21 protein-coding genes and 2 pseudogenes are annotated in these 20,469 nt (G+C 71.3%); 9 read left to right on the top strand and 14 right to left on the bottom strand.

Going from position 1 to position 20,469, the window contains the following annotated elements; genetic code table 11:
- Positions 1-55 precede the first annotated feature (55 nt).
- The 4 genes and pseudogenes from AC1U7O_RS10245 to AC1U7O_RS10230 form a co-directional block, all read right to left on the bottom strand.
- Positions 56-361, bottom strand: a pseudogene (locus AC1U7O_RS10245) (Fic/DOC family N-terminal domain-containing protein); the annotation flags it as partial.
- Positions 362-445: 84 nt separating this feature from the next.
- Positions 446-790, bottom strand: a complete 345-nt coding sequence (locus AC1U7O_RS10240; RefSeq protein WP_479894660.1) for a DUF4145 domain-containing protein — start codon at positions 788-790, stop codon at positions 446-448.
- Entirely contained in the window at positions 787-1,953 is a 1,167-nt protein-coding gene (locus AC1U7O_RS10235; protein WP_479894665.1) for an ATP-binding protein, read from the bottom strand. The genes AC1U7O_RS10240 and AC1U7O_RS10235 overlap by 4 nt, the downstream gene beginning before the upstream one ends.
- 114 nt (positions 1,954-2,067) lie before the next feature.
- Positions 2,068-2,228 (bottom strand): annotated as a pseudogene (locus AC1U7O_RS10230) (ATPase); the annotation flags it as partial.
- A gap of 453 nt (positions 2,229-2,681) precedes the next feature.
- On the opposite strand from AC1U7O_RS10230, the gene folK reads away from it, so the two are divergent.
- Positions 2,682-3,239 (top strand): 2-amino-4-hydroxy-6-hydroxymethyldihydropteridine diphosphokinase, encoded by a 558-nt coding sequence (gene folK, locus AC1U7O_RS10225; RefSeq protein ID WP_479894659.1) that lies wholly within the window; start codon positions 2,682-2,684, stop codon positions 3,237-3,239.
- Positions 3,239-4,123 carry a pantoate--beta-alanine ligase gene (gene panC / locus AC1U7O_RS10220; protein ID WP_479894658.1) on the top strand — a complete coding sequence of 295 codons (885 nt, stop codon included), beginning with the start codon at positions 3,239-3,241 and terminating at the stop codon, positions 4,121-4,123. Before folK ends, panC begins: the two co-directional genes overlap by 1 nt.
- On the opposite strand, the gene AC1U7O_RS10215 is transcribed toward panC, so the two are convergent.
- Genes AC1U7O_RS10215 through AC1U7O_RS10205 form a run of 3 tightly spaced genes read right to left on the bottom strand, consistent with a single transcriptional unit; the run spans position 4,102 to position 6,424 of the window.
- The gene (locus AC1U7O_RS10215) at positions 4,102-4,599 is read right to left on the bottom strand and encodes a PilZ domain-containing protein (protein WP_479894657.1); all 498 of its coding nucleotides are present in this window, start codon (positions 4,597-4,599) and stop codon (positions 4,102-4,104) included. The genes panC and AC1U7O_RS10215 overlap by 22 nt on opposite strands.
- Positions 4,599-5,018 carry a pyrophosphohydrolase domain-containing protein gene (locus AC1U7O_RS10210; RefSeq protein WP_479894656.1) on the bottom strand — a complete coding sequence of 140 codons (420 nt, stop codon included), beginning with the start codon at positions 5,016-5,018 and terminating at the stop codon, positions 4,599-4,601. The genes AC1U7O_RS10215 and AC1U7O_RS10210 overlap by 1 nt, the downstream gene beginning before the upstream one ends.
- A 14-nt stretch (positions 5,019-5,032) precedes the next feature.
- A complete protein-coding gene (locus tag AC1U7O_RS10205) occupies positions 5,033-6,424 on the bottom strand; it encodes a DNA recombination protein RmuC (protein WP_479894655.1) in 1,392 nt (463 codons plus the stop codon).
- Positions 6,425-6,591: 167 nt separating this feature from the next.
- Here AC1U7O_RS10205 and AC1U7O_RS10200 point away from each other — a divergent pair, with 167 nt between their 5' ends.
- Together AC1U7O_RS10200 and AC1U7O_RS10195 are read left to right on the top strand one after the other, a co-directional pair.
- Positions 6,592-7,350, top strand: a complete 759-nt coding sequence (locus AC1U7O_RS10200) for a hypothetical protein (RefSeq protein ID WP_479894654.1) — start codon at positions 6,592-6,594, stop codon at positions 7,348-7,350.
- 113 nt (positions 7,351-7,463) lie between these two features.
- Positions 7,464-9,299, top strand: a complete 1,836-nt coding sequence (locus AC1U7O_RS10195; RefSeq protein WP_479894653.1) for an APC family permease — start codon at positions 7,464-7,466, stop codon at positions 9,297-9,299.
- Here AC1U7O_RS10195 and AC1U7O_RS10190 read toward each other — a convergent pair.
- The 3 genes from AC1U7O_RS10190 to AC1U7O_RS10180 are packed head-to-tail and all read right to left on the bottom strand — an operon-like array spanning position 9,296 to position 14,380.
- Positions 9,296-11,899 carry a PEP/pyruvate-binding domain-containing protein gene (locus tag AC1U7O_RS10190; protein ID WP_479894652.1) on the bottom strand — a complete coding sequence of 868 codons (2,604 nt, stop codon included), beginning with the start codon at positions 11,897-11,899 and terminating at the stop codon, positions 9,296-9,298. The genes AC1U7O_RS10195 and AC1U7O_RS10190 overlap by 4 nt on opposite strands.
- Before the next feature lie 38 nt (positions 11,900-11,937).
- The gene (locus tag AC1U7O_RS10185) at positions 11,938-13,275 is read right to left on the bottom strand and encodes a glycerate kinase type-2 family protein (protein ID WP_479894651.1); all 1,338 of its coding nucleotides are present in this window, start codon (positions 13,273-13,275) and stop codon (positions 11,938-11,940) included.
- 10 nt (positions 13,276-13,285) lie between these two features.
- Positions 13,286-14,380, bottom strand: coding sequence for a lytic transglycosylase domain-containing protein (locus AC1U7O_RS10180; protein WP_479894650.1), 1,095 nt, complete (start codon positions 14,378-14,380; stop codon positions 13,286-13,288).
- Between the two features lie 106 nt (positions 14,381-14,486).
- Between AC1U7O_RS10180 and AC1U7O_RS10175 the strand changes: the two genes are divergently transcribed.
- Entirely contained in the window at positions 14,487-15,197 is a 711-nt protein-coding gene (locus AC1U7O_RS10175) for a uracil-DNA glycosylase (protein ID WP_479894649.1), read from the top strand.
- 22 nt (positions 15,198-15,219) lie between these two features.
- Here AC1U7O_RS10175 and fsa read toward each other — a convergent pair whose 3' ends face one another.
- Positions 15,220-15,867, bottom strand: a complete 648-nt coding sequence (fsa, locus tag AC1U7O_RS10170; protein WP_479894648.1) for a fructose-6-phosphate aldolase — start codon at positions 15,865-15,867, stop codon at positions 15,220-15,222.
- A 171-nt stretch (positions 15,868-16,038) separates the two neighbouring features.
- Between fsa and AC1U7O_RS10165 the strand changes: the two genes are divergently transcribed.
- Positions 16,039-16,347, top strand: a complete 309-nt coding sequence (locus tag AC1U7O_RS10165) for a hypothetical protein (RefSeq protein ID WP_479894647.1) — start codon at positions 16,039-16,041, stop codon at positions 16,345-16,347.
- A 1-nt stretch (position 16,348) separates the two neighbouring features.
- Here the strand turns inward: AC1U7O_RS10165 and AC1U7O_RS10160 are convergent, their stop codons facing one another.
- Complete coding sequence (locus AC1U7O_RS10160; protein ID WP_479894646.1) at positions 16,349-16,600, bottom strand: YHS domain-containing protein; 252 nt, start codon at positions 16,598-16,600, stop codon at positions 16,349-16,351.
- 544 nt (positions 16,601-17,144) lie between these two features.
- Between AC1U7O_RS10160 and AC1U7O_RS10155 the strand changes: the two genes are divergently transcribed.
- From AC1U7O_RS10155 to AC1U7O_RS10145, 3 genes are all read left to right on the top strand, one after another.
- A complete protein-coding gene (locus tag AC1U7O_RS10155) occupies positions 17,145-17,327 on the top strand; it encodes a hypothetical protein (RefSeq protein WP_479894645.1) in 183 nt (60 codons plus the stop codon).
- Between the two features lie 217 nt (positions 17,328-17,544).
- A complete protein-coding gene (locus AC1U7O_RS10150) occupies positions 17,545-18,150 on the top strand; it encodes a hypothetical protein (protein ID WP_479894644.1) in 606 nt (201 codons plus the stop codon).
- A 250-nt stretch (positions 18,151-18,400) separates the two neighbouring features.
- On the top strand, positions 18,401-18,631 hold the full coding sequence (locus AC1U7O_RS10145; protein WP_479894643.1) for a hypothetical protein: 231 nt from the start codon (positions 18,401-18,403) through the stop codon (positions 18,629-18,631).
- Positions 18,632-18,692: 61 nt separating this feature from the next.
- Here AC1U7O_RS10145 and dapB read toward each other — a convergent pair whose 3' ends face one another.
- Positions 18,693-19,496 carry a 4-hydroxy-tetrahydrodipicolinate reductase gene (gene dapB, locus AC1U7O_RS10140; RefSeq protein ID WP_479894642.1) on the bottom strand — a complete coding sequence of 268 codons (804 nt, stop codon included), beginning with the start codon at positions 19,494-19,496 and terminating at the stop codon, positions 18,693-18,695.
- Positions 19,493-20,368: a 4-hydroxy-tetrahydrodipicolinate synthase gene (gene dapA, locus AC1U7O_RS10135; RefSeq protein ID WP_479894641.1), complete on the bottom strand. Its 876-nt coding sequence runs from the start codon at positions 20,366-20,368 to the stop codon at positions 19,493-19,495. The genes dapB and dapA overlap by 4 nt, the downstream gene beginning before the upstream one ends.
- Positions 20,369-20,469 lie beyond the last annotated feature (101 nt).

The raw sequence follows: 20,469 nt of genomic DNA, 5'->3' as shown, positions 1-20,469 counted from the left end.
AGAGGGGTCAATTTCACATGATGACAGGGGTCAATTTGGCATGATTACTGACATGATCGAACAGTTGCGCCTCGGCTGCCAGCAGGTCCTGCAGCGAGCTCTGCGTGCCCTCGATCTGGCTGGAGAGCACCGCCTCTTTGCGCACGTACATGAAAACGAAGAGGTCCGGGTTCGGCAGTGTCAGCACCGACCCGTCGAGCCGCCCCAGCGCGCGATCGGCGGCGGAGAGCAGACCCTGCAATTCACCGGTCAACACGAGGGCCGGCTGCGGCGGCAGCGGCGCCGGGATGAATGCCCGATAGCCCGTCGGCTGGGCGATGTACCGACCTGCCCGCGTAGAGGCTTCCGTGCTACCCGCCATCTTATGGGCTGCCTTTCATAGGGGTCCAAAACCAATCCATATGATAGGCTGCTTTTAACAAGGATGGAAGATGCTGGCCTTGTTCTACTTTCCCGCGATTTCCACGGCCGCCCCGGCTCCCAGTTCAGGCACCGGCCGGCGGCTGTGCACGGCGCGGTTGCCGAGCGTATTGATGACCCGCGCCTTGCTGAACACCGCCTCCCCGGCCGTCTGCTTGAAGCTCGGCTCGTGGATCAGCGCGGAGAGGTTGTCCTGGTACGGGAGCTTGAGCCCCCCGTCGTGCTTGAAGACCCAGCGCACCGCCAACTCCAGCGCGCGGCGGGCGTAGAAGCAGGCCGTGCGCGGATCGGCCTGCACCGCCGCCTCGGCCTTCGCGGCGGCATCGAAGACGGTTGGCCATTCGCGCTCAAGGAAGGCGAACTGGCTCATGGCGACGCGAGCTCCGCACACAGTTCGGTCAGCGGGAACGCCTCCACGCCCTCGGCCAGCGGGAAGCGCTCGCCGCCCCCATAGACGACACAGCGCCTGAGCGGCCTGACCGTCTCGCAGGCGGCGTGAAAACCGCGCTCGATCTTCGGCGCCAGCCCGCGCTTGATCTCGATCGCCCACGGCTGGCGCTCGCCGGGGCGCTCGAGCAATAGGTCGATCTCCGCGCCGGCGGCGGTGCGGAAGAAATACGCTTGGGTGCTCGGCGGGGCGGCGGCGATCAGCGACTCGATCGCCATCCCCTCCCAGCTCGCGCCCGACACCGGATGGGCGAGCAGCGCCTCGCCGTCGGCAATGCCGAGCAACGCATGCGTAAGCCCGCTGTCACGCACGTAGAGCTTGGGCGACTTCACCAGGCGCTTGCGCACGTTGCCATGCCAGGGCGCAAGCCGCCGCACGAGCAAGAGGTCCACGAGCAAATTGAGGTAGCGGGCGACCGTCTTGCCGTCTACGGCGAGCGCGCGGGCGAGCGCCGCGGCGTTGAGCAGGCCGCCCTGGCCATGCGCCAGCATGGTCCACAGCCGGCGCAGCGTTTCTGCCGGGATGCGCGGCCCGAGCTGCGGGATGTCGCGCTCCAGATACGTGCGGATGAAATCCAGGCGCCAACGCAGGCTTGCCGCATCGCTGTCCGCCAGCAGGCTTTCGGGAAAGCCACCGCGCAGCCACAGCGCATCCAGCCGCTCGCGCCCAACCTCGCCGGCATCGAGCGGCGACAGTTCCAGGTAGCGGATGCGCCCGGCGAGGGATTCGCTCGACTGCTTGAGCAGATCGATCGACGCCGAGCCCAGGATGAGGAACCGGCCCTTACCCTGTCCGCGCCGCCGGCCGCCGTCGATCAGCCCGCGTAGGCTCTGGAACAACTGCGGTGCGCGCTGGATCTCGTCGAGGATCACGAGCTTGTCCGCATGCTGAGCGAGGTAGAGCTCGGGCTCGGCAAGCTTGGCGCGGTCGGCCTCGGATTCGAGATCGAGATAGAGCGATAGCCGGGTCGCGGCCACCGTGAGCGCCAGCGTGGTTTTACCCGCCTGGCGCGGGCCCAGCAACGCCACAGCCGGGACCTCGGCGAGGGCGGCGATGAGCCCGGGCAGGAGTCGGCGAGGAATCATCCGTGCAATTATGGCATGGCATTCCATGATTGCAAGGTAAATTAACAGTGGCACTGTCCTCATAGGGGGGCGGAGTCCCGCGTCGTGCTTGTAAGCCCAGCGCACCGCCAACTCCAGCGCGCGGGCGAGCGCCGCGGCGTTGAGGAGCCCCCCTGGCCATGCGCCAGCATGGTCCACAGCCGCCGCAGCGTCTCTGCCGGGATGCGCGGCCCGAGCTGCGGGATGTCGCGCTCGAGATACGTGCGGATGAAATCCAGGCGCCAACGCAGGCTTGCCGCTCGGGCGGTCACCGTGCTGCGCGTTGCCGCCTCCTTCTTCGCGGCTCCGCGCGCCCGTCTCGCGCGCGACGGCGCGATTTCGTCACGAACCGCCATGAATCATGCGGGCTTGGGGCTCCGCTTGTCTGAGAAACCCAGCTTGCCGACGACGCCCGAACTCGTGTAAAGGTTGCCTCTAGCCGGCAAACTCTAGCCGGAGGCACTCGCCCGCAGGATTCATGAGCGCTTCTGCTGCGATCGCGGATTCGCGGCTGCGACAAGCCGGCCTGCGGCCTTCGGCGCATGCCGGCGGGCGGGCGCCCCGACGCGCGCGACGGAAGGGGAAGGGGACCGTCGGACTTCGAGGGGGCGCGCAACGGCACGAAGACGGCCAACGTCGGATGGGCTCCCCGCGGGGGAGGGGGAAGTGAGCACGTCGGCGCTGTGCGCCACGGCAGGCCCCGCGTTTCCATGACCAGAGAAACGGCCTACATCGGCTTCGGCTCCAACGTCGGCGACCGGTTGGAGTATTGCGACCGGGCGCGGCGGCTCCTCGGCCTGCTCCCGCACTCGCAGGTGACGGGCGTCTCGTCGCTCTACGAGACGGAGCCGGTCGCCGACGGCACCGATCCCGGCGCCGGTTGGTTTTATAACGGCGTCGTCCGGCTGGAGACGGACCTGACGCCGGCGAGCCTGCTTGGGGTCTGCCGCGAGATCGAGCAGGCCCTGGGCCGCGACCTCGACCACCGCGGCGGCCCCCGCACGCTGGACCTCGACCTGCTCCTCTACGGTGACCGCGTGATCGAAGAGCCCGGGCTCCTCGTCCCCCATCCGCGCCTGCATCTCCGGCGCTTCGTGCTGGCGCCCCTGGCCGAGCTGGCGCCCGACCTGCGGCATCCGGCGCTCGGGCGCACCGTCGCCGAACTCCTCGACCGTCTCGCCGACCGGGCCTGTGTCCGCCGGCTCGATCCTCAGCCGGGCTCCCGCTCCGGCGCCCGTCCGGCCCGCGGGGCCAAGGCCCCCTCCTGATGCGACTCGTTCGATCGACCCGGGCCATGGAAACCTGGAGCCGCGCGCTTCAGCGCGAGGGGCTCGTCATCGGCCTGGTGCCCACGATGGGCGCCCTGCACGAAGGGCACCGCGCCCTTATCCGGCGCGCGCGCTTGAGCTGCGACGCGGTCGTCGTCAGCCTCTTCGTGAACCCGCGGCAGTTCGGCGCGGGGGAGGACCTCGCCCGCTACCCGCGGCGGCTGCGCCAGGATGCCGCGCTCTGCCGCGACGCGGGGGCGGACGTCCTCTTCGCCCCGTCGGTCGCGGCGATCTATCCCGCCGGCTATCAGACCTCGGTGTCGGTCCCGAGCCTCGCCCGGCGGTGGGAGGGTGCCGCCCGGCCCCGCCACTTCGAGGGCGTCGCGACGGTCATCACCAAGCTCTTCAGCCTGATCAGGCCGGAGCGCGCCTTTTTCGGCCGGAAGGATTTTCAGCAGGCGGCGATCGTGCGGCGGCTGGCTGCGGACCTGAACCTGGGCGTGCGGATCGTCGTCTGCCCGACCGTCCGGGAGGCGGACGGCCTGGCCCTGAGCTCGCGGAACGGGTACCTCACGCCGGAGCAACGCCGCGCCGCGCCGGTGCTCTACCGGGCCCTGCGCGCCGGCGAGGCCGCGATCCGCGGGGGCACGACCTCGGCCGCGCGCGTTCGGGCGGCCATGCGCCGCATCGTCGCGGGGGAGCCGCTGGCGCGGGAGGAGTACCTAGCGGTGTGTGATGCCCAGACGCTGGAGCCGCTGCGGCGGGTGCGCGGCCGCGTGGTCCTGCTGGGAGCGGTCCGGCTCGGTGGGGTGCGGCTGATCGACAACCTGCTGGTGAGCGGCCGATCGGCGGGGGCGTCCGCTCAGGCCGGCTTGCGCCGGTGAGCCGCGTACAGCTCCTGGAGCTGCCGGCTCAGGCGCTCCTTGTCCTCCGCGCTGATCCGCAGGAACTGGAGCCCCAGCCCGGCCGGGTGGACCGCCCGGACGACGGCGGCCTCCACGACGATGGGCAGGGCCGACTCCGACACGCGCAGGCTGAGCTGAATCAAGGCCCCCGGCTCCGGCTTCGCGCCGGTCTGCACGGCGCAGCCGGCGATCGAGAGGTCGGTGATCACGCCCGTGTCTTCCAGCGCGTCGGCCGACAGGGTCGCCGGGATCCAGGTCGGCAGGCGGTCGTACTCGCGCTTGTCCGCCGGCCCCCGCTCGTAGCGTCTGCCGAACTCGAAGACCCGGAAGCGGTGCCTGCAGAGCTGACACCGGAACGGATAGACGTAGACGACGCTCGCGATCTGCTCCAGCAGCCCTTCGCGCCGGGTGCGGCGGGTGTAGTCCTTGCCGCAGTGGGGGCAGCGCGGCTGCATCAGGCGCGCTCATCCGCGAGCGCGCCGGCGCCCGGGGCCCTCTTGCCCAGCCGCTGCGCCTGCAGGATCGGCGCGACGGCGGCGGGCGAGTAGGAGGCGGGCTTGACCCACTTGCCGTCGGCCCGCTTGTGCCCGCCGACCTTGCTCATGTTCGACCGGTGGACCTCGCGGAACACCGGCTCCATGTCGATGCCGCAGGACACGGCGGTGCCGTAGACGACATAGAGCAGGTCCGCCAGCTCCTTCGCCACGGCCGGCAGGTCCTTCTGCGCGAGCGCCTCCCGGAGCTCCTCGAACTCCTCGGCGATCAGCCGCTCGCGGAGCCGGCGCGTCGCCTCGTCGGGCACCGTCGGCTCCGGCGCGACGGCGATGTCGAACGTCCGGTGGAACTCCGCGACCATCCGCTGCGCGTCCGTCATGCCGCCGCCTCCCTTCATCCCGTCTCCACGGGCGGCAGGGCCCGGGGGGTCGTCTCCACCGGCTCGAGCACCGGCAGGTCCTTCTCCGTGGAGATGCCCAGCTCCTTGAACTTCCGGGCCGCCGGCAGCACGCGGGCCTCCAGCGAGCCGACGGCCTTGTTGTACGACTGCACGCTCTTGCCCAGCGTCTGTCCCACGTCCGCCAGGTGCTCCGCCAGGACGGCCATCCGCTCGAACAGCTCCTTGCCCAGCCGGCCCGCCTCCTGCGCGTGTCGGCTCAGCCGCTCCTGCCGCCAGCCGTAGGCCACGGCGCGGAGCAGCGCGATCAGGGTCGTGGGGGTCGCCAGCACGACGCCCCGCGCGAACCCGTCCTCGATCAACGTGGGGTCCTGCTCCAGGGCGGCGCCGAGGAACTGCTCGCCGGGCAGGAAGAGGACGACGAACTCGGGGGTCTTCGGAAACTGCGCCCAGTAGGCCTTCGCGCCGAGCTGCTCCACGCGCGAGCGGATCTGCGCGGCGTGCCGCTTGAGCGCGGCGTGCCGCTGGGCCTCGTCCGGCGCCTCGTGCGCGTCCAGGTAGGCGGCCAGCACGGCCTTGGCGTCCACGACGATCTGGTGGCCGTTGGGGAGTTGCACCAGCATGTCGGGGCGCTGGCGGCCCTCCTCGGTCTCGACGGATTCCTGCTCGACGAAGTCGCAGTGCTCGACCAAGCCGGCCAGCTCCACCGCCCGCTTCAGCGTGAGCTCGCCCCACTGCCCGCGGACGGTGGGGGAGCGGAGCGCCTTGACGAGGTTGCCCGTTTCCTGCTGCAGGCGCTGGTGCGATTCGGCCAGGAGCCGGAGATGCTGGTCGAGCCCGCCGTAGGCCGACTGGCGCGACCGCTCCAGTTGCGCCACCTGCTCCTCGTACCGCTTGAGCGCCTCGTGGAGCGGACGCACGGCCTCGTCCACGGCCTGGTGCCGTCGGGCCAGCTCGCTCTGGGCCTCCGACTGCAGCCGCTGGAAGGCGGTGCGCGCCAGTTCCAGGAACGTCTCGTTGTTGCTCTTGAGCGCGTCGGCCGAGAGGGCCTTGAAGGCGTCGGCGAGCTCCTGCCTGGCCTGCGCGAGCAACGCCTTCTGCTCCTCAAGGCTCGCGAGCGCGGCCTCGCCGCGCGTCTCCGCGACCGCGCGGGCTTGCAGCGCGTCGGTCAGGGCGCCGCGCAACCGCGCGGCCTCCGCCCGCTCCGTGTCCATCTGCTTGCGGAGCTCGTCGGCCGCGGCCTCGGCCCGCTGCGCGCGCTCGGCCGCCTCTATCAGACGGGCCTGGGTCCGGGCCCGGAGGCGGGCGGCCGTCCAGAGGCCGGCGAGCAGCGCGCCGACGGCCAGACCGGCCAGCAGCCCGGCGAACCACCAGGTCGGCTCCGCCATCGCCCCCTCCTCGATTCCACCTCCACCGGCCCCGCGGCCGCCGCGCGCGTCGGCGCCCGGCCGGGTTGGCCCAGGGTACGGGAATCCCGCCGGCTCGTCAAGAAATGGTGTTTGGCTTGGCGGTCGGGAATGGCTAGAATAGCCGGCCGACTTACAGGAGGAACCCGATGAGAGCGCCGGTCTGGGTGGGAAGCGTCGGCGTCCTGGCCTGCCTGGCCGGCTGGCCCGCCGGCGCCTCCGGCTTTCCCTTGAGCGCCGCCGCCTGGACCGACGCGCAGTGGGAAGCGCGCTGCCGGGAGGTTCGGACCAGCTATAACCCCACAACCCCGCTCAGCACGGAGGCGCTGACCCTCAAGCCCGGCGATCCGCGCTTCCTCGATTTCCTCCACTGGGTCTGGGCCAACAAGATCCTCGAGCACCAGGTCGAGCAGGTGGGCGGGACCGACTGGGACGGCCCGGCCGACGGCGTGATTTTCCACTGGGCGCCGGGCTCGCGATGGGAAACCCACACGCTGGTCGCCTTCCACCAGGCCATCCACCACATCGCCGACGAGCATCGCTGGGTGGACACGATGTTCAAGGACTTCTTCGAGCCCTACGGGCCCGTGACCGGCGTGAGCATCCGGCAGCGCCTGACCATGGACAAGCCGCCGACCTGGGCGCAGTTCCTCAAACACATCGGCGGCCCGGAGAGCCCCTACTACCGCTATGTCTTCCACCAGGAGGCGCAGATCGACCGGGCGCGGCGGGTCGTGACGATGGTCGGCGGGCAGGGCGTGCGGTTCGAGTACACGTTCGAGCGGTACCTCCAGGAGGCCGCGGAGGTGCTGACCGACTGCAAGGCGTTCCAGTTCTTCGAGCTGTACGACCGCTACGGGCCGGGCTTCGCTTCCCGGCCCGGCTGGGCCGGACAGCCCCTGCCCTGAGCGCGCCGCGGCCGTTGCGTTTCCGGCCCGCTCGCCGTAAACTGGGCCGGTCCGTCGGCGGACGCGCCCGCGGGAGGGGAGCCCGCTGCCGCCCGGGAACGCGGACCGACTCGATGCCGATCAAGCAGTGGCTCCTGGGACATCCGCTCGCGACCGCCCAAGCGGCGGACGAACGGCTGTCCAAACCCGTCGCCCTCGCCGTCTTCTCCTCCGACGCGCTCTCCTCCGTGGCCTACGCGACGGAGGAAATCCTGCTGGTCCTGATCCTCGCCGGCGCGGCCGCCCTGCACGCCTCGATCGGGGTGAGCCTGGCGATCGTCCTTCTGCTCGCGATCCTCACCGCCTCCTATCGGCAGATCATCCACGCCTATCCGGGCGGCGGCGGCGCCTACACCGTATCCAAGGCCAACCTGGGCGTCACCTGGAGCCTAGCCGCGGCCGCCTCGCTCCTCATCGACTATGTGCTGACCGTCGCGGTGAGCGTCGCCGCCGGGATCGCGGCGCTGACGTCGGCGGTCCCGTCCCTCCTGGAGCACCGCGTCGGGTTGGGCGTGTTGGTGATCGCGCTCCTGACCTACGCCAACCTGCGCGGCGTGCGGGAATCGGGCAAGGTCTTCGCCGTGCCCACCTACCTGTTCATCGGGGCCATGGGCCTCCTCCTCCTCGGGGGAGTCGGGCGCCTGGTGGTCGGCGGGGCGGCGCCGGTCGCCACGCCGCCCGTCTCCCTGGATGCCGCGACCGGCGGGCTCACGCTGTTCCTGCTGCTCCGGGCCTTCTCCTCCGGCTGTACCGCGCTGACGGGGCTTGAGGTCATCTCCAACGGCGTGGCCGCCTTCCGGAAGCCGGCCGCGCACAACGCCGCCGTCACGATGGTCTGGATGGCCGCCATCCTGGGCACGCTGTTCATGGGCATCAGCGGCCTGGCCGACGCTTACGCCGTCCGGCCGAGCGACCACGAGACCGTGGTGTCCCAGCTCGGCCGCGCCGTGTTCGGCGAGGGGCCGCTGTACTATTACCTGCAGGCCACGACGTTGGGCATCCTCTTTCTCGCCGCGAACGGAAGCTTCGCCGGCTTCCCGCGCCTGGCCTCGCTGCTCGCCAAGGACGGCTTCCTGCCCCACCAGATGAGCGACCTCGGCGACAAGCTGGTTTTCTCCAACGGGATCGTGCTGCTGGGCGCCTTCGCCGCGCTCCTGCTCCTGTTGTTCCGGGGGGACACCCACGCGCTGATCCCGCTCTACGCGATCGGCGTGTTCCTGTCCTTCACGCTGTCGCAGGCCGGCATGGTCCAGTACTGGCGGGCGGCCTGGCGCTTCGAGCGGGCGCGCGGCGCCAGGAAGGCCCTCGCCGTCAACCTGGCCGGCTGCGTGGCGACGGGGCTGGCCACGCTCGTCATCGCGACCACCAAGTTCGTGCACGGCGCCTGGGCGGTCATCCTGCTGATCCCGCTGCTGATCGCGATGTTCCGCGCCATCCGGCACCACTATGCGGACGCGGAGTGGGCGCTCTCGCTGAGCCAGTATTCCCGGCTCCCCACGCCCCGCCGGGCCGTCTACGTCATGCCGATCGGGGGGGTGAACCGGGCGGTGGTCCTCGCGCTGGACTACGTGCTCGACAACGTGGAGCAGCCGGACCTGCGCGCGGTCTTCGTGGACACCGACCCGGCGGCGACGGCCGAGGTGAAGGCCCAGTGGGGAAAGTGGGGGCGTGGCGTCCCGTTGATCGTGATCCCCTCGCCCTATCGCTCGATCCTGGTCCCCCTGCTCCAGTACGTCGAGCAGGTGCGGCAGCAGAACCTGGGCGGGTGGGTGACGGTGGTGCTCCCCGAGGTGATCCCCGGGCGCTGGTGGCAGACCCTGCTGCACAACCAGCGGGCGCTCCTCATCAAGGGCGCGCTGCTCTTCAAGTACCGGACGATCGTCCTCGACGTGCCCTATCACCTCGACTAGCCCGCACCCCTCCCCGGCCGGCCGAGCCGCGTGACGAGCCCCCGGTCGGCGTCCACCCGGACGCGCTCGCCGTCCTTGAGGCGACCGGTCGCGCCGGCCACATTGGCGACGGCCGGCAGGCCGTACTCCCGCGCGATGATCGCCCCGTGGGAGAGCGTGCCCCCCATGTCCGCGATCAGCCCCGCCGCGAGGCCGAGCAGCGGCGCCAGGCCCGGGTCGATGACCGGCACCAGCAGGATGTCCCCGGGCCGGACGCGCCGGGCATCCTCCGGCGTCGCGACGAGGCGGATCGGTCCCTCCGCCGTGCCCGAGCTGATCGGGAGCCCCGTCAGGCACTCGTCGCCGGGCGGTGACGCGGAGGGCGCGGCGGACCGGTCGGGCCGCCGGGCGAGGGTATCGGGCGCGGGCCTCGCGGCGTGGGCCTCCCGCTCGGCGCGGCGCGCCGCCACCAGCCCGCGCCAGGTCCCGCCCCGCTCCGGCGCGCGGCCCAGGACCAGCGCCCTGATCTCCTCCGCCGTGAGGAAGAAGAGGTCCTCGGCGGACCCCAATCGGCCGGCCTGGACGAGCCGCGCTCCGAGCGTCAGGAGGACCCGCCGGCTGCAGGCCTGGTAGTACATCTGATGGTGGCGGTTCGCCTCGCGCAGCGAGAGATAGCGGCAGAGCGAGCGGTACCACCAGCGGAACCAGAGCCACTCGTGCCGGCGCCGGCCGAAGGCGCGGCGGATGCGGTCGAGCGCCTCCCGCCTGGCCGCCTCCTGCCGCTCCCGTCGGTCCGCCTCGGTCGGGCCGATCCCCGCCTCCAGGTGGCCGCGGACCACGCCGAGGAGATAGTCCGGCATCTCGGCGAACCGCGGCATCATGATGTCGGACTCGCCGATCGCCCGGTGGCCGTAGTCGGCCAGGTACCGGTCGAAGCCCTCCAGAAACTTCGTGCCGGCCAGGCGCGAGCGGTAGGCCGCCGGCTCCCAGCGGCCTTCGAGGAAGAACCGGCGGGCGGCCGGCTCGTCGCGCGCGACCCGGGCCAGGTCCGCGAGCCCCAGGATCTGCTGCGCGCTGATGATGGTGCCCAGGCCGCGCGTCGCGGCGTTCAGGAGGGGGCGCCAGCCGTCGGGGAGCCGCCGCGAGAGGACCAGGCCGAGGAGGTAGAGGTCGCGGGAGACGCCCCCCACGATCCCGAAGGTCAGGTCGCCCTCGAGCACGCGCCGGTGGAGCCGTTCGATCCGGTCCAGCAGCGCCGCCTCGCCGATCGCCGCGTCCGTCCCGGTCGTCGCGAGGCGGACCTCCTCCTCGCCCATCCGGCGCAGCTCCGCGAACCAGGCGGGCGCGCGCCGCGCGGCGGCGAGGACCTTCGCGCCGAGCACCAGGTGCGCGCGGACGAGCCGGGGCCAGGGCAGCGGCCTCGCCGCCGGGAGCGGACCGGCCTCCCCGCCCATCTGCTCCGTGACGAGGCTCGGATCGCCGCGGAGCTGGCCCACGATGTCCTGAAAGAGCGTGACGTTGATGTAGGGCCGGCCGTGGACGACCTGCACCGAGGGCCGACCCTCCGGCACCTCGCAGCCCGCCTCCCGGTAATGGCGCAGGATGGCGTGCTCCATGAACGAGTCTAAGAACGAGAGGGCGAGCGGGCTGGGCAGCTCGGGCAGGGTTTCCTTGAAGTTCGCGCGCGACCAGAGGGTGGGGCCGCCGCGACCGGCCTTCAGCGCGGGGATGCCGCGCGCCTGCAGCAGCCAGAGGCCGCGAGGGTCCAGCGCCCACTCGATGTCCGCCGGCCGCCCCAACGTCCGCTCCACGTCCCAGGCCAGGCGGGCGAGCGCGATCGCCTCCTCGTCCGTGAGCGCCGGCCCGCTCCGTTCCTCCGGCGCGAGCGGCCGGTCGATCAGGCCCTCCGCCGTGGCGAGGCGGACGAAGCCCTGCCGGCCAGGCTCGCGCTCCGCCAGCGTCACGCGCCCGCCCTCCTCGGTCAACAGGGCCTGCTCCGGGGTGACGAGGCCGGCGACCAGCGGCTCGGCCAGCCCGCGGACCGCGTTCACGACGGCCACCCGCGGCGCGCCCGTCAAGGGATCACGCGAGTAGGCGACGCCCGCGGCGCGGGGCGCGAGCAGCGGCTGGATGACGACCGCCATGGCGGGCGGGTGTCGCGCGGGCGGCCGCCTGGCGCGGTAGGCCTGAACCTCCGGGGAGCAGAGCGACGCCCAGCATCGGGCGATCGCCTCCGCCAGGCGCGGGCGGGGCACCGCGAGGAGCGTACGGAAGAGTCCGCCGAACGTCGCCCCCTCCCCGTCCTCCTCCGTCGCGGAGGACCGCACGGCCCAGAGACGCGGATCGACACCCGCCGCGCGCGCTTCTTCTTCCAGCCGGTCCATGGCGCGGTCGAGCGCCTGGAGGATCGTCGGCGGGAGGGGAATCATGGGGCTTTCCGGCGGCGCCCCCGGCTCCGCCCCCGCCGCCCGCAGGGCCTCGCGATAGGCCGCGGTCGTGAGGCAAAGACCGGGAGGGACACGGTAGCCCGCCCCGATGAGCCGCCCCAGGCCGGCCGCCTTGCCGCCGACGAGCGAGCGCTCGGAGCAGGCCGCCAGCGGGATCACGTAGGGGTCGGACATGGGACCTGGCGAAGAGGCCGTCGGCTCCGCGGTGAAGGCTACCGCGCGATCAGCAGGTACAGGTCGTTGACGTTGGTGCCCGTCGGGCCGGTGACGATGAGCCCCCCGGCCTTCGCGAAGAAGCGGTAGGCGTCGTTGCGCGCGAGCGCCGTCCCCGCATCCAGCCCGGCGCGGGCGCCGCGCGCCGCGCTCCGGCCGTCCACCACGGCGCCCGCCGCGTCGGTCGGGCCGTCCGTGCCGTCGGTGCTGAGGGCGGCGATCCACAGGCGCGGCAGGCCGGCGATCTCGCGCGCTGCCGCCAGGGCGAACTCCTGGGCGCGTCCACCGCGGCCCCGCCCCCGGAGCGTGACCGTGAGCTCGCCGCCGGCCAGGACGCAGCAGGGCGGCGTCACCGGCCGGCCCGAGGCGACGATCTCGCGCGCGACGGCGCCGAAGGCGCGCGCGGCCTCCCGGGCCTCGCCGGTCAAGGTCGTGGTGAGGACCAGGGGGTTGAGCCCGGCCCGCCGCGCCGCGGCCGCCGCCGCCGCGACCGCCTGGCGGTTGTTGCCGATGAGCTGGTGCTGGACTCGGGCGAAGAGCCGGGCGCCCGGCTTCGGGCTCTCCGCGATCCGGCCGGCGAGCCCGGCCAGGAGGTGCCGCCGCACGGAGGCGGGGACCCGGCGCCAGAGGCCGTAGCGCCGCAGGATGGCGCAGGCCTCGGCGAAGGTCGTGGGGTCGGGCGCGGTCGGGCCGGAGCCGATGGCCGCCAGGTCGTCGCCGAGCACGTCGGAGAGCGTCAGCGTGACGATGGGGGCCCGGCAGGCCGCGGCCAGCCGGCCGCCCTTGATCGCCGAGAGGTGCTTGCGGACCGTGTTGATCTCGCGGATGCCCGCGCCGCAGCCGAGCAGCAGGGCGGAGGCGCGCTGCTTGTCCGCGAGCGTGAGGCCCGGCGCCGGCGCGGGGAGCAGGCTGGAGGCGCCGCCGGAGAGGAGCACGAAGAGCAGGTCGCGGGGACCGAGGCTCCGGACGACGGCGAGCAGCCGGGCCGCCGCCGCTTCCCCGGCCCGGTCGGGGACGGGATGGCCGGCTTCGAGAACCGTGAGCCGCTTCGTGGCCGCCCCATGCCCGTACTTGACGACGAGCAGGCCCGAGTCCAGCCTGGCGCCCAGGATGGCCTCCAGCGCCGCGCCCATGCGGGCGGAGGCCTTGCCGGCGCCGACCGCGACGATCCGCCGCCGCCGGTCGAGGTCGTAGCGTCGCGCCCCGACCTGCAGGACAGACCCGCGCCGCCGGACGTGCCGGCGGAGCGCCGCCGCCGGGTCCACCGCGGTCAGGGCGGGGGTCAGCAGTCGCGGGAGGAGGCTTCGGATACGGGCGTCGGGGAACCGAACCTGCATGAGGGGACGACTACTTCCCCTGCTTGAAGCACTTCGACGGGCAGGTCTGCCGGGGCACCCGGATCTGGTGCGTGCCCTTGGGGAGGTACTCCTTCCGGATCTCCGGGTTCAGCATCTTGACCTCCAGGAAATAGGTGCCGAACTCCTCGGCGATCAGGGCCAGGTGACGCTGCGGCTCCTTGACCGTGACGGTGACGGTCTCGATGTCCACCGGGGCGTAGACTTCTTCCTTGCTCAGGCCGATGTATTTCTTCGTCTGCGAGTAGATTTCCTTGGCGGCGACGATCCGGGGCACGTAGCGCATCGTCTCGCGCACGGAGTAGAGCTTCCAGTAGTCGTTGACCCGCTGCTCCTTCATCAGCTTCCGAATCCGGTCCTCGCCCGCGTTGTAGGCCGCCATGGCCAGGAACCAGTCGCCGAACTCCTGCTCGAGCGCGCGGAGGTACTTGATCGCGGCCTCCGTGGACATCTCCAGGTTCCGGCGGTCGTCGCGCCAGTGGTTGCTGCGCAGGCGGTAGCGCTTGCCCGTGGAGCCGATGAACTGCCAGGGGCCCGAGGCCTTGGCGCGGGAGAAGGCGGCCATGATGCACTTGCTCTCGACGAGGAGCATGTACTTGAGGTCGTCGGGAAGCCCGGCCTCGGCGAGCTGCTTCTCGACGGGGGGGAAGCAGCGGCCGGTGCGCTTGGCCATGATGATGCTGTCGCCCTCGTCCGCGAGGAACTGGTAGAACTCGTACTCGACCCGCTCGCGCACCTGCCAGTTGTCGAGGGGGACGGGCTGGCCGGCGAACTCCAGCTTGTCGGGCAGCTTGAAGGAGCTGAGGAAGATCCTGGTGCCGGGCCGCTCGATCGTCGGCAGGACCACGAGGCGGTCCTCCTGCCCCGGGCCCGGCTCGTCGGCCTCGTTGAGGGCCCGGCCGGTCTCGCCGCCGTTGGGCTCGGCCGGCGCGGCGGGTGCCTCGGGCCGGCCCGGCCGGGCGGATGTCGCGTGGCTCGGCTCGAGCGCCGGGGAGGGCGCCTGGGCGATCGCCACCGGCCCGGCGGCGGCCAGGCTCAGGAGGAGCGTCAAGAGCAGCGCGGTCCGTTCGGGGCGCCGGCGGGACATCGTGATCGCCTCGTGAGCCGCCATCGAAGAACGCGGGCCCATGCTAACAGGAAGTCCGGAAGGCGGCAAGGGCCTGCGCCGCCCGTCTGTGCTAGACTGCCGCGCGATGGATCGCCTGCGCCTCCTGACCGAGCGCCTGATCGCCTGCCGCCGGTGCCCCCGCCTCGTCGCCCATCGGGAGGCGACGGCCGCGGCCCGGAAGCGGCAGTACCGGGACTGGACCTACTGGGGCAAGCCGGTCCCGGGGTTCGGTGACCCGCGGGCGCGCCTGCTCGTGATCGGGCTCGCGCCGGCGGCTCACGGCGGCAACCGCACCGGGCGCGTCTTCACGGGCGACCGCAGCGGCGACTGGCTCTACGAGGCGCTCCACCGCTTCGGGTTCGCCAACCAGAAGGCGTCCACCCACCGGGAGGACGGACTGCGGCTCACGGACTGTTACGTCAACGCGGCCGTCCGCTGCGCGCCGCCGGCCAACAAGCCGACGCCGGAGGAGTTCGACGCCTGCCGGCCCTTCCTCCTGGATGAGCTAAGGCTGCTGAGCGGGGTGCGGGTGGTGGTGGCGCTTGGGAAGATCGCCTTCGACCAGTACCTGAAGGCCTGCGGGGAATTGGGGCTGGCCGTGCCGGTGCCGCGGCCGCGGTTCGGGCACGGCGTCGCCTGCCGTCTGCCCTGGGGCGTGACCCTGATCGGCTCCTACCATCCGAGCCAGCAGAACACCTTCACCGGCAAGCTGACGCGCCCGATGTTCCACGCGGTGTTCCGCGCGGCGCGCGCGGCCCTGGCGGCGCCCGCCCGGGGGCGCGCGCCGCGCGCGTGACGATGGGCCGGCCGGCCGCGCCTTATTTCGCGGCGCTCGCGTTCCAGTCGGCCAGGAACTTCTTCAGGCCGTTGTCGGTGAGGGGATGCTTGAAGAGGCTCTGGAACACGCCGTAGGGCATGGTGGAGATGTGGCCGCCCGCCAACGCCGCCTCCACGACGTGCTGCGGATGGCGCACGCTCGCGACGAGCACGAGGGTCTGGTAGTCGTAGTTGCGGTAGATCGCCACGATCTGCCGGATCAGCTCCATGCCGTTCGAGCTGATGTCGTCCAGCCTCCCGATGAAGGGCGAGACGCACCAGGCGCCCGCCTTGGCGGCGAGCAGGGCCTGGGTCGGCGAGAAGCAGAGGGTGACGTTGACGCGGATGCCCTCGGCGGCCAGGCGCTTGGTGGCCTTGATCCCCTCGGGGATGAGGGGGACCTTCACGACGATGTTCTTGTGGACCTTGGCGAGCTCGCGGCCCTCCTTCACCATCGCGTCCGCCTCGACCGACACGACCTCCGCGCTGATGGGCCCGTCCACGATGGAGCAGATCTCCAGCAGGATCTCGCGGAAGCTGCGGCCCTCCTTCGAGACGAGCGAGGGGTTGGTCGTGACGCCGTCGAGAATCCCGAAGCCCGCCGCTTCCCGGATTTCCTTCACGCTGGCGGTGTCGAGAAAGATTTTCATGGTCGGGTCTCCTTACGTTCGAGGAGGGTGCGCCTCGCTGCGGTATCGGCTATTCTAGGAAGAACTGAAGCTCAAAGCAAGGTCACGCGGCCGGACGGCGATGTTTGACAGGGTGCCGACCCGCGGATAGAATCCACCCGACCTTGCGGCTGATCGTGGAGGGACGACGAGATGCGGCGGTGGGTGGCGGTCCTGCTGGCGGCGGCGTTGGCGGCGGGGTGCGGGGGCAATCCCTACCTCGACCAGTCGCTGGACGCGGCCGAGCTGGAGGGCAAGGACAAGGCCTGGTTCGAGAAGCACTGGGGGACGCCCAGCGGGAAGGCTCAGGGATTTTTCGGGACCGAGAAGTGGACCTACTTCCGGATCGCGGGGGGCCAGAGCAGCCTGCCCTTCATCGGCTACAAGCCCAACGAGTGCCAGATCACCCTCAAGTTCGACAGGCAGGACAAGCTCACCTCCTACAGCTACTCCGGCTGCTGACCTACCCCGACAACTGCCGCTGGAAGGTCTTCGCGCAGTCGCGGCTGCAGAAGTAATAGGTCTGCCCGCCGATCGTGGCGGTCACGGCCGACCCCCGCGGCACGTAGGTGCGACACACGGGGTCCTGGATCATCTGGCTCTTGTCGCCCAAGGCCTCGTCCTTCCGGCCCCCGCCGGCCACCTGGCGGATCAGGTTGCGGACGAGGAAATAGACCACGATCAGGAGGGCGAGGACGATGATCAGTCGGAACATGGAGGCTCCGGGCTCGCGGGAAGCGGCCGCCGGGCCATCCTAGGGAAGGGCCCCGGCCCTGTCAAGGCGCGGCCGGCGAGTCCGGGCCGGCCGGGCGCACCGCTCCTCCCTCAATGCTGTCTGGTCCCGGCAGCGGGTCGGCGGCCCAAAGGACCCATGCGCCACGGGCGGGACAAGGACCTTTGCCCGCCGCGGAAGGGCCTTCCGGACGATAGCCTAGCCGCTCGGCGGATGTTAGGGTTCACGCCATGAGAACCTGCGATAAATGCCAAGGCACCATGCTGCTGGAACGGGCGGTGGACATGGATGCCGGTCTTGTCCTTGCCGTGTTCGCCTGCTTGAATTGCGGGCGGCGCCGAGCGGCGGAACAGGAGCCGCGTCCCATGACGTCGCGTCGCTGACTCCCCTGCCTCAGGGATCGTCGCTCCGTCTTCCACCAGCCCATGCGCGCGTGACCGGCCTCGGCCGGAAGGGGAGCGGTGTCTCGCGGCGGGGTCCGTGTCCGCTCTGAGCGGCGCGGACGGAGGGGGACGGCCATTCATCCATGAAACCATCGGTCACCAGACTCTCCAGCGTCCCCATGACTTCTCTGGTCTGCTGCCCGGGCTGTTACCGGCTGATCAGCTTCGAGGCCAGCCAGGCCTCCGTGTCCTGCCACGCCTGCGGGGCGGTGGTCAGGGACCCTTCCCTGGATGGGGCGCTGAACCCCTCGCCGCGGATGGACTGAGGTGAAGCGGCGCTTGAACCGGTCGGCCGGCGCATGCTAAGGTCCTCCCCCCGTCAGCCCTGGGGGTGTCCGTTCGGCGGACGGTGATGGCATGAAGGTCGTGACCTGAGCCTTCCTCACGCCTCCTGCTCGCGTTCCTCATCGCCTGCTCCCCTCAACTCGACGAGGATACGGGACCTCGGCAGCCGGAGAATCGAACGACTGGGTCACGATGGGTGTGAGCGGATTCGACCTGGTTGTGCTGGGGGTCCTGGTGTCGGTCGGGGGCGGCCTGTTCCTCGCCGGGCGCTACCGGCGCGGTCCCGCGCGGTCGGAGGCCGCCCCCGCAGCCGCCGAGGACAGCGACCCGATCGCGGTTCGTGACGGAATCATCCGGCACGCAGAAGTCATGGCGGGGGTCCGATGGCTCACGATCGGGCTCCTGGCGCTGTTCCTCGGCGCGACCCGCGGCGGCGAGTCCGCCTATCTCGTCGGATTCTGGTCGGATATCTTGCTCCACGTCGCGGTGCTGTCCCTCTGCTGGCTCGCGACGCTGGTTCGGGTGAAGCGCCAGAGTCGGCAACGGTACCTTCCCCGAATGATCGAGCTCCATCGCAAGGGCTTCGACACCCACGCCGAACACCTGAGTCACGACGGGTATAATCGGTACGAGATCGAGCAGGGAGTGGTCGTCGCCGAGAGCCTGCGGCGCCTTCGGCTAGCCGAAGGCGCCCGCCGGCTGGACCAGATCGGGCAGGCGCTCGATGTCTTCCGGACCGCCGGGGAGTCCGACCGCCACTACGTGGAACGGCTGCGCCCATTCTTCGCTCCGGCGACCCGCTGAAGGGGGTGTCCCCGCACCGGAGGCGGCGTTGACATTTGCCCTCCGGGGGCGCATCATAAGGCCGTCCCAGACCCGGAGGAAGCATGGAACCGGGGTAAGCTTCCCGCAACGGGATCGATCGGCAAACAGCTCGCCTGGCCTCCTTGGTGCGCCTCCACGGGCCTGTATGCCCGAGGAGGCGTTCGTTTTTCTACGGCATGATCCATCCGGGAGAAGCGGGGTGTGAACTTCTCACAAGGAGGGAGTCACCATGAAGCGACTCGTGGGCTGGTTCGCGGGGGTGGCGGTAGCCGTCGCGCCGTCTGTGGCGCTGGCCGAAGGGGTGTCGGGCTATTCCCGAGGGAACGCGTTCCTGTACTTCACGGCCATCTCGGTCGTCCTCATCTTCGGGATCCACGACGTCTTTCGCAAGCGCTGGCTCACCTGGGCCAGCATTATCGTGATCCCCACGCTCCTGTACCTGAACCTTCCGGCGAAGTAGATCCTTATCAGTCCGGCGGCGGCCGGATCACCGGCAGGGGAGGGCGGAGGCCCTCCCCCCGCTACCGCAGCCCCAGCACGTCGGCCATGTCGTAGAGCCCCGGCCGGCGTCCGACGACCCACCGGGCGGCGCGCAGCGCGCCCCGCGCGAAGGTGTCGCGGCTCTGCGCGCGGTGCGTCACCTCGATCCGCTCGCCCAGCCCGCCGAACAGGACCGTGTGGTCGCCGACGATGTCCCCCGCCCGGACGCTCTGGATGCCGATCTCCTCGCGCGTCCGCTCGCCGATCAGCCCCTTCCGCGCATAGACCCCCACCCGGTCCAGGTCCCGCTCCACGGCCTTGGCGAGCACCTCGGCCAGCTTGAGCGCCGTGCCGCTGGGCGCGTCCTTCTTCGAGCGATGGTGGGCCTCGACGATCTCGATGTCGTAGTCCGGGCCGAGGATCCGGGCCATGTCGGCGAGGACCTTGAACAGGAGGTTGACGCCGACGCTCATGTTCGGGGACCAGACGCAGGGCACCGAGCGGGCCAGACGCGCCAGCTCGGCGGCCTCCTCCTTGGAGAAGCCCGTCGTGCCGACGACCATGGCCTTGCCCTGCTCGGCCGCGAGGCGGAAGTGGGCGAGCGTGGCCTCGGGCGCGGAGAAATCCACGACGACGTCGCCCGACGGCAACACCGCGGCCAGGTCGTCCAGGACGCTCAGGCCCAGGCGCCCGCTGCCCGCCGTCTCCCCGGCGTCGCGACCCACGGCCGGATGGCCCTTGCGCTCGACGGCGCCGGCCAGGTGCAGGTCCGGCGACTCGGCGGCCAGCGCCACCAGCCTCATGCCCATCCGGCCGGCCGCGCCGGCGACGATCACCCGAGTCATCCGATCAGCCCGTAGTCCTTCAACGCCCGGCCCAGCTTGTCCCGGTTCTCGGCGGCGAGCGGGCAGAGGGGGAGGCGCAGCTCCCCGTCCATCCGGCCCATGAGGGCCAGTGCCTCCTTCACGGGGATCGGGTTGGTTTCGACGAAGAGCGCCGCGAAGAGCGGGGCCAGCTTGTAGTGCAGGCGGCGGGCCTCGTCGTACCGGCCGGCCAGCGCGGCCTCGACGAGCGAGGCCATGTCCCGCGGGGCGATGTTGGCGGTCACGGTGATCACGCCCTTGGCCCCCAGCGCCATCATCGGCAGGGTCAGGGCGTCGTCGCCGGAGAGGACCGTCAGCCGATCACCGCAGGCCTGGATGATGTCGGAGCACTGCTGCACCGAGCCGCTGCCTTCCTTGATCGCGACGATATTCGGCAGGGCGGCCAGCCGGGCCACGGTCGCCGGCGCCATGTTGACGCCGGTCCGGCCCGGAATGTTGTAGAGCACCTGCGGCAGCGCCACGGCCTCGGCGACGGCCTTGTGGTGCCGGTAGAGCCCCTCCTGCGTCGGCTTGTTGTAATAGGGCGTGATGAGCAAGGCCCCGTCCGCGCCGGCCTCCTTCGCGTGCCTGGTCAGGGCGACGGCCTCCTCCGTGCTGTTGGAGCCGGTGCCGGCGATCACGGGCACCCGCTTGCGGACCACCGCCACCGTCAGGTCGATGACCCGGTTGTGCTCCTCGTGGGAGAGGGTCGCCGACTCCCCCGTCGTGCCGCAGGGGACGATGCCGTGCGTGCCGTTGGCGATCTGGAACTCGATCAGGTCGGCCAGGGCGCGCTCGTCCACCCGGCCGTTGCGGAAGGGCGTCACGATCGCGACGAGTGAGCCGGTAAACATCTCGGACCTCCCGTGAGACGTGAAAAGGAAAGGGTGAAAGGGAACACGGGCAACGTGAGGAGACCGCGCTTACTTTCTCCGACGGTTCACCTCTCGCCTTT

The sequence above is a fragment of the Candidatus Nitrospira neuquenensis genome, from assembly GCF_979578155.1.
This window is presented reverse-complemented; position numbering and strand designations above follow the sequence as displayed.